Source organism: Campylobacter gastrosuis, from assembly GCF_030249845.1.
GTDB classification, from domain to species: domain Bacteria; phylum Campylobacterota; class Campylobacteria; order Campylobacterales; family Campylobacteraceae; genus Campylobacter_A; species Campylobacter_A gastrosuis.
The window spans coordinates 209,407-221,247 of the sequence record NZ_JANURM010000002.1; the positions used below are offsets into that span (position 1 = coordinate 209,407).

Below are 11,841 nucleotides of genomic sequence, written 5' to 3' on the forward strand. Positions count from 1 at the left end.
CGAGATTTTGTTAGAAGAAGTTTTAAATTTATTAAAAAATGATAATGTTTTTTTAACCGGTGGAGCTGGTGTAGGCAAAAGCTACCTTACACAAAATATCATCAAAGAGTATAAAAACAACGGCAAAAACGTCATCACGCTTGGCTCAACAGGCATAAGCGCGATAAATATCGGCGGCGTTAGCATTCATAGCTTTTTTAAATTTGGAATTTGCTCTGATTTTAACGAGCTAAACGCTTACGATAGACGCCAAAAAGAGAGCCTAAAAAAGGTCTATGAAATTTTAAAAATCGCCGATTTAATCGTGATTGATGAAATTTCAATGGTAAGTGCCTCGCTTTTAGAGATGATTAGACTTAGGCTAATGGTTTCAAAATTTAAGGGCAAACTGCTAGTTGTTGGCGATTTTTATCAACTCCCACCCATTAAAAAAGATGAGAGCAAAAACGCACTTTTTAGCTTTAAATACGCATTTGACGCACACGCTTGGAGCGATTTTAAGTTTAAAAACGTTGAGCTTAGAGTTTCAAAACGCACAAATGATTTAGAATTTTATGAAATTTTAAAGCAAATTCGTATCGGCAACACCGATAAATCCGTGATTAGCTACATTAATAATTTAAGGGTTAATGACTACTTATTAGATGAAAATACGACGATTTTATTTGGCAGAAACGATGATGCAAACAGGATAAATCAAACTATGCTTGATAGGCTAGAAACGCCCCTAGAAACGAGCCTTGCTCAAATTTCTGTGCTTGATGAGAGCGTAAATGAAGATGCGGTTTTAAAATGGGTAAATCAGCTAAACGCCCCAGCAAAGCTTGATTTTAAAATCGGCGCAAAGGTGATTTTTGTGCAAAACTATCCGCTAATGGGCTATCACAACGGCGAAAGAGGCAGGGTTATTCAGATAGATAAATTTGCTGGCGATATTGAAAGAGTAATCATTCAAAAAGATAACGGCGTGGTCTTAGATGTCAAAAAACAGCTATTTTCATACACAAAATTTCAAGTAAATGGCGATGAGCTTGACCAGAGCGTTTTAGCGACCTTTTCGCAGTTTCCATTTAAACTAGCCTACGCCCTAACAATCCACAAATCGCAAGGCATGAGCATAAATGGGCTAATTTGTCAGCTAAATCATATCTTTGCAAACGGACAGCTTTACGTGGCACTCTCACGCGCTACAAGCCCTGAAAATTTACGCCTAATTTATAGCAAAAATAGCGATTTTGAAGGCTATTTAAGGCGCGTGATTAAGATTGATGATGATGTTAGAAAATTTTATGAGCAAACTCAATTTATAAATGTAAAGGAATTTTAATGAAAAAGTTAATTTTAATAGCATTTTTTTGCGTTTTTGCCCTTTCAGACGCACTAAAAATCAGCGATTTTAACGCCGATATTTTCTCAAAATCCGGACAAAATCAAACCAAAAAAATCGCCATAAATTTAGAGTTAATTGGCACTGATTTAGCAGAAAATGAAGCATACGTTTTAGACGCTCTAAATGTCATTGTAGGCAGTTTTTATGCCGAGGATTTACTTACTTCGCTTGGTAAAGAAAAATTTAAAGATGCCTTTAAAAAATACACACTAAAAAAGCACTCGGTTGAGATTGACAATGTGCTGATTTTGGGCTTAAAGGTGGTTGATGATTTGGATATTGAGCGTATAATTGAAGCGATAAAAACTAAAAATTTATGCCAAACAACCGCTCAAAATGAAACACAAAATTCACAAAAAAAGCAAAATAAAATAATCGTCTCGCCAAAGCTTGATGCGATAAATCAAAGTCCGATTGACTTAAACTCAATCGCCGATTTTGGCAAGGACTTTGGCGAATAATATGCTATAATTACAAAATTTTTATAAAGGAGAAACATGAAAAAATCACTAAATTTTGCCCTAATCGGCGCTTTAATGCTTGGTCTTGCTGGTTGTGCCACTGAGAGCCATAAAAGCATTCAAACACCAGCTCCAGAGGTCGCACTAAGCCCATTTCACGGACAAAAAGTGCTAGTTTCAGTCGGTAGATTTTCAAATCAATCATCATATCAAAACGGAATTTTTAGCGACGGCGAAGATAGACTTGGCAATCAAGCAGCTACGATTTTAGTTACAAATTTAAATCAAAGTGGTAGATTTTCGGTCTTAGAGCGAACTAATATGAGTGCCTTAAAACAAGAGAGCGAATACTCAAAAACAGCCCAAAATATCAAAGGTGCAAAATACGTAATCACTGGCGACGTGACAGAATTTGGTAGAAAAACGACTGGCGATAAACAGCTGTTTGGAATTTTAGGCAGTGGCAAAACCCAAACCGCTTATGCAAAAGTAAGCCTAAATGTCGTTGAAGTAGCCACTTCATCGGTTGTATTTTCAGCTCAGGGTGCTGGCGAATACGCACTAAGCGAGCGTGAAATCATCGGCTTTGGTAGCACGGCAGGATACGATAGCACGCTAAATGGCAAGGTGCTAAATTTAGCCATCACAGAAGCGGTAAATAAACTTGCAAACGGCGTTGATAGCGGTAGTTTAAAATGAAAATTTTACTTACAGCAATTTTAACGCTATTTTTTGTAGGTTGTGCCTCAACAAATGAAAGGTCGCTTTACTGCTGGCAAGGCGAGTATCCAAGCTCGGTTTATAGTTATTTACTTGATGATTACGATTTAACCGAGCAAATCTCAAAGCTTGAAAACTTAGCAAACGAAGCAACCCAGCAAAGCCGTAAAGTCCCGCCGGGGCTTTACGCTCACATCGGACTTTTATACTCAAACAAGGGCGATTTAGCAGTGGCAAAAGCGTATTTTGAAAAAGAGATGAGCGAGTTTGGCGAGTCAAAAGAGTTTTTAGAATTTCTATTAAAGGCTAAAAAATGAGAAATTTACTTTTTTTATCACTAATCGCCCTACTTTTTAGCGCTTGTGCAAAGCCAAAAGTCTATGATTATTCGGAATTTTTACAGGCTAAGCCAAAGTCAATTTTGGTATTACCACCGACAAATCAAACGACCGAGATAAAAGCCCCAGCCTCAATCCTAGCAAACTCGCTAATCCCGCTAAGCGAAGCTGGATATTACGTCTATCCAATGGCTTTGGTTTATGATACGTTTAAAAATAACGGCTTGACTGAGGCAGAAGAGATAGCTAAAATCCCGTTGCCAAAATTAAGAGAAATTTTTAACGCCGATAGTGCTTTATACCTTCACATAACAGATTACGGCACAAAATACGCCCTGCTTCAAAGCTACACTATCGTTGGCGTCACGGCAAAGCTCTTTGACCTACGCTCACAAAAGCTACTTTGGCAAAAACAAGCCTACGCACAAACCGACTCTGGCGGCAGCAACGGCGGACTTGTAGGTATGCTAATCTCAGCTGTCGTAACGCAAATAGCAAACTCAGTTAGTGACGCAGGTTATGACCTTGCAAATCAAGCAATGTGGCAGCTTTACGCGCCAGACTGCTCTAACTGCTTACTTCGTGGTTATAGAGCCAAGCATTTTGGCGAAGATAAACAGCTAAAAAATTAGCTTTACTGCGTGATTATGTCATAGCCTTTTGGGATTTTTACTAAGAATTTCTCATCGGCTATGACCTGATTTGTCTTTACATTTTTTAGCGTGATTTTTATCTTATTTTCTAGCTTGTCCTTGTAGTCAATCACGGCAGGGACGGCATTTTTAAGCGTGATTAGATATTCAACATCATCATAATCTGCCTTGTATAAATTCTCGCTAATTCTCTTTGCGTTTGCTAAAATTTTAGCCAAATTTGGGGCATTTTCTAGCTTTGAAACGATAGCCTGTTCAAGCGCGTCCTCAACTGAAACCACGTGACTATCGGTAAAATAAATTCTCTTTTTTGTAGGCTCATCATAGACCCAAAGTGCCTTATTATCGGCTCTAACGTAAAATTCTCCGCTATAAACCACACTTGCTTCATTGCTCTTTACTACCTGTGTAAATTCGCTTTGAATGCTCTTAAATTCAAGCGGATTTGCAAACACGCTAAACGCCAAAACTGCCAAAAAAGTTAAAATTTTCATCATCTACTCCCTTAAAAAATGGCTAATTCTAACGAAGTTTAATTAAACAAATAGTTAAAGTGTGCTAAAATCTCACGTTTAAAATTTAAGAAAGGCAAAATTTATGATAGGTTCTGTTTTTAAGGCGATTTTTGGGACAAAAAATGACCGAGAGATAAAAAAATATCTAAAACGAGTAAGAAAAATAAACGAGCTTGAAGCCGTTTATGAGCCACTTAGCGATGATGAGTTAAAGGCGAAATTTAACGCGCTAAAAGATGAAGTAAAAAATGGCAAAGAGCTAAATGAGGTGCTTTATGACGTCTTTGCTATCGTTAGAGAAGCGTCAAAAAGGGTGCTAAAAATGCGACACTTTGACGTCCAGCTAATCGGCGGTATGGTGCTAAATGATGGCAACATTGCCGAGATGAAAACTGGCGAGGGCAAAACCCTAGTCGCCACCCTGCCAGTCGTGCTAAATGCGATGAGTGGCAAGGGCGTGCACGTTGTAACGGTCAATGACTACCTAGCAAAACGTGACGCCACGCAAATGGGCGAACTTTATAATTTTCTAGGGCTTAGCGTTGGTGTGATTTTAAGCGGACAGCACGATGATAACGCACGAAAAGATGCTTACAACGCCGATATAACTTACGGCACAAACTCAGAATTTGGCTTTGACTATCTTCGTGATAATATGAAGTTTGATCTAAACGACAAAGTCCAAAGAGAGCATAATTTTGTCATCGTTGATGAGGTTGATAGCATTTTAATTGATGAAGCAAGGACGCCTTTAATCATATCAGGCCCAACCAACCGCACACTTGATGGATACATAAAGGCAAACGAAGTGGCAAAACAGCTCACTCGTGGCGAGCCAGCAGACCCAGCCGTGCCAAACTCAAAGCCAACTGGCGACTTTGTCGTTGATGAGAAAAATCGCACGATTTTAATCACCGAAAGCGGTATTAGCAAGGCTGAAAAGCTATTTGGAGTTGAGAATTTATACAATCTTGAAAATGCAATTTTAAGTCATCATCTTGACCAAGCTCTAAAAGCACACAATCTTTTTGAAAAAGATGTTCATTATGTCGTGCGTGAAAATGAGGTCGTAATTGTTGATGAATTTACGGGCAGATTAAGCGAAGGACGCCGTTTTAGCGAAGGACTTCATCAGGCACTTGAAGCAAAAGAAGGGGTCAAAATTCAAGAAGAAAGCCAAACTTTGGCTGATACCACTTATCAAAATTATTTTAGAATGTATGCAAAACTAGCAGGTATGACTGGCACAGCCCAGACCGAAGCAACTGAATTTTCTCAAATTTACAAGCTTGATGTTATCTCAATACCTACAAATTTACCGATAAAAAGACTAGATCAAAACGATCTTATTTACAAAACGCAAAATGAGAAATTTAAAGCTGTGATTGACGAGATAAAAAAGGCAAACGCAGTCGGACAGCCCGTGCTTGTAGGCACAGCTAGCATTGAGCGAAGCGAGCTACTTCATCAAATGCTAGTTAAAGCAAAAATCGCCCACTCTGTGCTAAATGCCAAAAATCACGAAAAAGAAGCAGAAATCATCGCGCAAGCTGGCGTAAAAGGTGCTGTAACGATCGCTACTAATATGGCTGGGCGTGGCGTTGATATCATGATTGATGATGAGGTTAGAGCACTTGGCGGACTTTATATCATCGGCACAGAACGCCACGAAAGTCGCCGTATAGATAATCAATTAAGAGGTCGTGCTGGCAGACAAGGCGACCCCGGCAAGAGCCGTTTTTATCTCTCGCTTGAAGATAATCTTTTAAGAATTTTCGGTGCTGACCGCATAAAAACGATAATGGATAGACTTGGCATTGATGAGGGCGAGAGCATTGAGAGTAAAATGGTAACACGTGCGGTTGAAAACGCTCAAAAAAAGGTTGAAAACCTGCATTTTGAAGCTAGAAAACACCTGCTTGAATACGACGATGTGGCAAACGAACAGCGAAAAACGATATACAAATACCGAAACGAACTGCTTGATAAAAACTACGATATGAGCCAAAAAATAGAGCAAAACAGAGCCGAATACGTGGCAAATCTGCTTGAAAATGCCGAAATTTTTAGCAGCGGATTAAAAGATGATTTTGACATTAAAAATTTATGCGTTTTAATCCAAAATGATTGTGGCGAAATTTTTGATGAGAGCGAGTTAAAAGGGCTTGAATACAACGAGCTTCTTGAAAAAATCACGCAAAAATTAAGCCAAAGTTACGACGCAAAAATGAGTATTTTAAACGAAGCACAAAAGCGTGAAATTCAAAAGGTGCTTTACCTGCAAGTGCTTGATTCTGCGTGGCGAGAGCACCTTTATCAAATGGATATTTTAAAAACTGGCATCGGACTTCGTGGATACAACCAAAAAGACCCGCTCACAGAATACAAAAAAGAGAGCTACAATCTCTTTATGGAGCTTGTAACTAGGCTAAAAACCGAAAGTATTAAAATGCTATCTTTGCTACGTTTAAGAAGCCAAGATGAAAACGAAGCCGAGCAGGTGCTTGAAAATATGCAAAAAGCACAAGATGAGGGCATAAATGAAGCGATAACCAACGAGAAAAAAATCCCACGAAATGCACCCTGCCCTTGCGGTAGCGGTAAAAAGTACAAAGAGTGCCACGGCAAAAGTGGCCCAAAAAAGGGAATTTTTGCGTAAATTAGGCATTTAGATGAGTTTGGCAAAGTATCTTTTATTTAAATATCTTAGGTTTGATAAGTCCCAGCCATTTATCACGCTTAGTGCGGTTTTGGCGTTTTTAGGCGTTAGTGTGGGGCTTATGGTGCTAATTGTTGCAATGGCAATTATGAATGGATTTGATAAGGAATTTGAGCGAAAACTCTTTACAATGAACTACCCAATCACAATTTTAAGCCCATTTCGTGGCAACATTGATGATAAAATTTTAGCCGATTTAAGGCAGAAATTTACACACCTAAAATTTAGCCCATTTATCAGCACACAAGTCATCACAAAGGGTGCAAACTCCCTTGAAGGTGGCGTGATTTTTGGCATAAACTCAGCCGATGAAAAGCACATAAACAGCGTAATACTAGACGCTCTAAAACAAAACGAGCTAAGCGGATATGAAATTTTAGTCGGCAATGGACTAAAAAACGAGCTAGGCTTAAATATTGATGAAAAAGTAACACTCATTTTTACCAAAGCCGATCCAAGCGGATTTAGCTTAATCCCCAAAATGAAGCGTTTTGAAGTCAAAGGCACGTTTAGCTCTGGGCTTATTGCATACGATAAAGCCTACTCATACACGAGCATTGAAGCACTGGCAAAAATTTTAGACTACCCAGAGGGCGTTTATGATGGCATTCACGTATTTTCAAACAAGCCATTTGATGATATTAAAACACTACAAAACGCCCTGCCAAACGGACTAAAAGCCATTGGCTGGTGGCAACAAAATGGCAACTTCTTCTCAGCCTTAGAGCTTGAAAAAAGGGCATTGTTTATCGTTTTAATGCTAATTATCTTAGTGGCTTCACTAAATATCGTAAGCTCACTTTTAATGACCGTGATGAATCGCCGCCAAGAAATAGCCCTACTTTTGGCACTAGGAGCCAGCAAGGGCGAGATTAAAAAGAGCTTTTTTATCCAAGGTATAGCTATCGGTGGCGGTGGCATTATCTTTGGAATTTTACTTGGACTTTTTGGCGTTTATCTGCTTGGCAACTTTGATATCATAAGCCTACCAGCCGATGTTTATGGCAGCTCAAAGCTACCTATGGAGCTTTCAGTTATTGACTTTGCATTTATCGTAATCGGAGCGATTTTTATCGTGGCTATCTCATCGTATTATCCAGCCAAAAAGGCAAGTGAAGTTGATATTTTAAAGACATTAAGGAATGAATAATGCAGTTTAAAATTTTAAAATATGACGGCAACGCAAGGACTGGGATTTTAAAAACGGCTCATAGCGAGATTGCTACGCCAGTTTTTATGCCTGTTGGCACGGTTGGTGCGGTTAAGAGTCTTGACGCAGTTGATATGGCTGAAATTTTAGACGCCAAAATCATCTTAGCAAACACCTATCATATGTATTTGCGTCCAGGCTCAAAGGTCGTTAAGGAGTTTGGCGGACTGCACGGATTTAGTAAATTTAACCGCTCGTTTTTAACAGATAGCGGTGGATTTCAGGCATTTTCGCTTAGGGCAAATACAAAAAACGATGATGGCGGGATAAAATTTAAAAGCCACATTGACGGCTCAATGCACTATTTTACGCCACGCTCGGTGCTTGATACGCAGTATGATTTAGGCTCTGATATTATGATGATTTTAGATGATTTAATCGCCCTGCCGGCTGAGAAAAAGCGAGTTGAGCTAAGCCTAAAACGCACGATAAAATGGGCGGACGAGGCGATAAAGTATCACAAGCTTAAACAATCCCAGGGCGTGGGGCTAAATCAAAATATCTTTGGCATTATTCAGGGTGGGACTGATTATGAGGCGCGTAAAATTTGTGCCGAAGCACTTGCGGCTATGCCATTTGACGGACTTGCCATTGGCGGATTAAGCGTTGGCGAGAGCAACGAGCAGATGTATGACACCGTGCAGGGCGTTATGCCATTTACTGACCCAAAGCGCCCTCGCTACCTAATGGGCGTTGGCACACCGCAGGATTTGGTTGAAAACGTGGAGCGTGGGGTTGATATGTTTGACTGCGTTATGCCCACACGAAACGCAAGAAACGGCACGCTTTTTACAAGCTTTGGCAAGATAAATGTAAAATCGGCTCGTTTTATAAACGACCACGCACCAATTGACCCAGAATGCGACTGCTACACCTGTCAGCGCTACTCTCGTGGCTATCTAAATCACCTTTTTAAGGCTAGGGAGCTTACATTTTTTCGCCTTGCTAGCATTCATAATCTTCACTATTATTTAAATTTGATGAAGCAGATTAGAGAGGCGATAAATAGGGGCGAGTTTGCCAAATTTAAGCGAAATTTTTATGCAAAAATCGGATAAAATTTACGTCATCGGCGACGTTCATGGATGTTATAAAACGCTAAAATCGCTTTTAAAAAAACTGCCTAAAAACGCTAAAATTTGCTTTGTCGGCGACCTTATTGACAGGGGCGAAAATAGTGCTGATGTCGTTGAGCTAGTCATAAACGAGGGTTATTTTTGCACGCTTGGCAACCACGAATACCGCCTTTTAAAATCAGAATGCGATTTTTTAAAGAACAAAATTCCAAGCGACCTTTCGTGGTTTTATCAAAACGGAGGCGAAGCGACCTTTAAATCCTATATCGGACGCGATGATTTAAGGCTAAAACACGTTGAGTTTTTTAAAAATTTACCTATTTTTTTAGAATTTAACGAGCTAAAAGATAGCCAAAATCGCCACCTAGTCGTATCTCACTCGGCTGTGGGCAAAATGTGGGGTTTTAGAAATAATCCGAATTTAAAAGATGATTTCAGACGCCACGTTATCTCTGGTAGAGGCGACACGCACGAAAACAAGGGCATTTTTAACATTTTCGGACACACTCCGCTAAATGAGCCGATGATTACAGGGTATTTTGCAAACATTGACTTAGGTGCAGTGTATCGTTTCAAGGCGAAAAATCCGCGACTTTGTGCGATTAGCTATCCGGATTTAGAAATTTTCACCCAAGAAAACGTTGATTTTTAAGCCACCTTTTTTAGCTTAGCGTTATAAATCCACTGCGTAAAAAACACAAAACCATAAAGCAAAGCCCCAATGGCATAACCGACATACTCATTTGGTATTATTGAGTATTTTGCACAGATATTTGGCACAAGGGCAAGTGGCACGACTGGCACGAGCAAAATCCGCTCCCAAATTCTCATCTTATTTACAAAATACCCCTGCAAAATGGAGCTAAACGCAAACATACCAATAACAGCCATAGCAAAAACCAGCGCCATTTCAAGCGGATTACTCATCCACACGATACCATCGGCGTTGTAAGGGTCAAGTGGGTCTAGGCTACTTATTAAAAGCAGTTTTGGATTAAAGAAAAAGGCAAACGGCAAAATCGTTGTCCTTAAATCATAGATAAATCCCTGAACGCCAACGGTTACTGGATTTGCCTTTGCAATGCCTGCTGCTGCGTAAGCGGCAATGCCAACAGGTGGCGTATCATCGGCTAAAATTCCAAAATAAAATACAAAAAGATGAACCGCAATGGCTGGGATTAAAAAGCCATTTTTAGCAGCAAGTATCAAAATCACAGGTGCAACAAGGCTTGAAACCACGATGTAATTTGCCGTTGTCGGCAGTCCCATACCCAAGATCAACGACATTACAGCGGTTAAAAATAGTATCAAAAGTATATTGTTACCAGCAATTTGCTCAACCAAATCAGACAGAACCTGCCCAAGTCCAGTAAGCGAAATTGACCCCACGATAATACCTGCTAATGCCGTTGCTGCCGCTATTGTTGTCATATTTTTTGCGGCTGCTACCATAGCCCAAAATATATCAGCAAAGCCGACAAGAACGTCATTAATGCCGACCTTTTCGCCATAAGCTAGTTTTTTAGTCGGTTCTTGAAAAATCATTATTAAAAACAGCGAACAAATCGCATTAAACGCCGCTGAGATAGGAGACTCTTTTGCGATTAAAAGCGTGTATAAAAGCACGAAAATCGGCACTAAGTAGTGAAGTCCGCTTAGAAAAATTTTAAATTTTGACTGATATTCGCTCTCAGTAATGCCAGTAAGCCCTAGCTTACAGCTCTCTAAATGCACGATAAAAAATAGCGACAAATAGCAAGCAAACGCCGGTATCACCGCCGCCATCATCACATTTGTGTAGCTCATACCTAAAAATTCAGCGATGATAAACGCAGCCGCCCCCATAATAGGTGGCATTAGCTGACCATTCACACCAGCTGCCACTTCAATCGCCCCAGCCTTGACCCTGCTAAGTCCAGCCTTTTTCATAAGCGGTATCGTAAAAGTGCCCACGGTTACGACATTTGCCGTTGAGCTACCACTTACCATACCGGTTAAACCACTTGCAATTACCGACGCCTTTGCCGGGCCGCCTCTAAATTTACCAAGCAAAGCAAAGGCTAAATTTATAAAATACTGCCCTGCCCCAGCCCTTTCAAGCAGTGAGCCAAAAAGGACAAAAAGATAGATAAAACTCACGCTAACGCCAATAGGCACACCAAAAATTCCCTCTGTGGTTAAAAACATATGCCCTGCTAATTTTTGCAAACTCGCACCCTGATGAGCGATGACATCAGGCATATATCTGCCAAAATAATCATACGCTAAAAACACAGCACAAATTATCCCAAGTGCTGGCCCAAGCACACGCCTACCAGCCTCAATGATAACAAAAATCGCCACAAAAGCCACGATGATATCAATCTGCAAATAATCGCCCGGACGCTGTGCTAGTGAGTAAAACTCAACCGCCGGATAAAGCACCACGCCAACGCCAAGCACAAGCAAAAAGATATCGTAAAATGGCACTTTGTGCTGGGCTTGTTTGTGAAATTTCACTGGGTAGAGCAAAAATATAAGTCCTACACCAAAGGCTAAATGCACCGAGCGTGAGATAGTCGTATTTACCGCATCAACCGCCAAATAAAGCTGAAAAACCGACCAAGCAAAGCACAATCCAACGACTAAATAATTATAAAATTTGCCGTCAATCTCTCGTGTTTTTACCTCTACAAATTCCTCTTTTTCTTGTTGCGGTTTCATCTTTATCCTTATTTTTGTTTGTAAAATAGGCGATTATGCCAAAAAAATTATTTTAT

Annotated in this window: 11 protein-coding genes; 9 read left to right on the top strand and 2 right to left on the bottom strand. The window is 40.0% G+C overall.

Features of this window, described 5'->3' with window-relative positions; translation table 11 throughout:
- Positions 1-7 precede the first annotated feature (7 nt).
- The 5 genes from NYG85_RS03000 to NYG85_RS03020 are packed head-to-tail and all read left to right on the top strand — an operon-like array spanning position 8 to position 3,541.
- Positions 8-1,327: an ATP-dependent DNA helicase gene (locus NYG85_RS03000; protein ID WP_284936995.1), complete on the top strand. Its 1,320-nt coding sequence runs from the start codon at positions 8-10 to the stop codon at positions 1,325-1,327.
- Positions 1,327-1,851 carry a hypothetical protein gene (locus NYG85_RS03005; RefSeq protein ID WP_284936996.1) on the top strand — a complete coding sequence of 175 codons (525 nt, stop codon included), beginning with the start codon at positions 1,327-1,329 and terminating at the stop codon, positions 1,849-1,851. Before NYG85_RS03000 ends, NYG85_RS03005 begins: the two co-directional genes overlap by 1 nt.
- 36 nt (positions 1,852-1,887) lie before the next feature.
- Positions 1,888-2,550 (top strand): CsgG/HfaB family protein, encoded by a 663-nt coding sequence (locus NYG85_RS03010; RefSeq protein WP_284936997.1) that lies wholly within the window; start codon positions 1,888-1,890, stop codon positions 2,548-2,550.
- A complete protein-coding gene (locus NYG85_RS03015; protein ID WP_284936998.1) occupies positions 2,547-2,888 on the top strand; it encodes a DUF4810 domain-containing protein in 342 nt (113 codons plus the stop codon). The genes NYG85_RS03010 and NYG85_RS03015 overlap by 4 nt, the downstream gene beginning before the upstream one ends.
- A complete protein-coding gene (locus tag NYG85_RS03020; RefSeq protein ID WP_284936999.1) occupies positions 2,885-3,541 on the top strand; it encodes a DUF799 domain-containing protein in 657 nt (218 codons plus the stop codon). Before NYG85_RS03015 ends, NYG85_RS03020 begins: the two co-directional genes overlap by 4 nt.
- A 2-nt stretch (positions 3,542-3,543) precedes the next feature.
- On the opposite strand, the gene lolA is transcribed toward NYG85_RS03020, so the two are convergent.
- Positions 3,544-4,056 carry a LolA-like outer membrane lipoprotein chaperone gene (gene lolA / locus NYG85_RS03025; protein WP_284937000.1) on the bottom strand — a complete coding sequence of 171 codons (513 nt, stop codon included), beginning with the start codon at positions 4,054-4,056 and terminating at the stop codon, positions 3,544-3,546.
- A gap of 103 nt (positions 4,057-4,159) precedes the next feature.
- Here lolA and secA point away from each other — a divergent pair, with 103 nt between their 5' ends.
- The 4 genes from secA to NYG85_RS03045 are packed head-to-tail and all read left to right on the top strand — an operon-like array spanning position 4,160 to position 9,734.
- The gene (gene secA / locus NYG85_RS03030) at positions 4,160-6,736 is read left to right on the top strand and encodes a preprotein translocase subunit SecA (RefSeq protein ID WP_284937001.1); all 2,577 of its coding nucleotides are present in this window, start codon (positions 4,160-4,162) and stop codon (positions 6,734-6,736) included.
- A 13-nt stretch (positions 6,737-6,749) separates the two neighbouring features.
- A complete protein-coding gene (locus NYG85_RS03035; protein WP_284937002.1) occupies positions 6,750-7,946 on the top strand; it encodes an ABC transporter permease in 1,197 nt (398 codons plus the stop codon).
- A complete protein-coding gene (tgt, locus tag NYG85_RS03040) occupies positions 7,946-9,064 on the top strand; it encodes a tRNA guanosine(34) transglycosylase Tgt (RefSeq protein ID WP_284937003.1) in 1,119 nt (372 codons plus the stop codon). The genes NYG85_RS03035 and tgt overlap by 1 nt, the downstream gene beginning before the upstream one ends.
- Positions 9,024-9,734 (top strand): metallophosphoesterase, encoded by a 711-nt coding sequence (locus NYG85_RS03045; protein WP_284937004.1) that lies wholly within the window; start codon positions 9,024-9,026, stop codon positions 9,732-9,734. The genes tgt and NYG85_RS03045 overlap by 41 nt, the downstream gene beginning before the upstream one ends.
- On the opposite strand, the gene NYG85_RS03050 is transcribed toward NYG85_RS03045, so the two are convergent.
- Complete coding sequence (locus NYG85_RS03050; protein WP_284937005.1) at positions 9,731-11,785, bottom strand: TRAP transporter permease; 2,055 nt, start codon at positions 11,783-11,785, stop codon at positions 9,731-9,733. The genes NYG85_RS03045 and NYG85_RS03050 overlap by 4 nt on opposite strands.
- Between the last annotated feature and the right edge of the window lie 56 nt (positions 11,786-11,841).

Coding starts and splice junctions, on each gene's coding strand:
- NYG85_RS03005 (WP_284936996.1), top strand. CDS start 1,327: ATGAAAAAGTTAATTTTAATAGCATTTTTTTGCGTTTTTGCCCTTTCA.
- NYG85_RS03010 (WP_284936997.1), top strand. CDS start 1,888: ATGAAAAAATCACTAAATTTTGCCCTAATCGGCGCTTTAATGCTTGGT.
- NYG85_RS03015 (WP_284936998.1), top strand. CDS start 2,547: ATGAAAATTTTACTTACAGCAATTTTAACGCTATTTTTTGTAGGTTGT.
- NYG85_RS03020 (WP_284936999.1), top strand. CDS start 2,885: ATGAGAAATTTACTTTTTTTATCACTAATCGCCCTACTTTTTAGCGCT.
- lolA (WP_284937000.1), bottom strand. CDS start 4,056: ATGAAAATTTTAACTTTTTTGGCAGTTTTGGCGTTTAGCGTGTTTGCA.
- secA (WP_284937001.1), top strand. CDS start 4,160: ATGATAGGTTCTGTTTTTAAGGCGATTTTTGGGACAAAAAATGACCGA.
- NYG85_RS03035 (WP_284937002.1), top strand. CDS start 6,750: ATGAGTTTGGCAAAGTATCTTTTATTTAAATATCTTAGGTTTGATAAG.
- tgt (WP_284937003.1), top strand. CDS start 7,946: ATGCAGTTTAAAATTTTAAAATATGACGGCAACGCAAGGACTGGGATT.
- NYG85_RS03050 (WP_284937005.1), bottom strand. CDS start 11,785: ATGAAACCGCAACAAGAAAAAGAGGAATTTGTAGAGGTAAAAACACGA.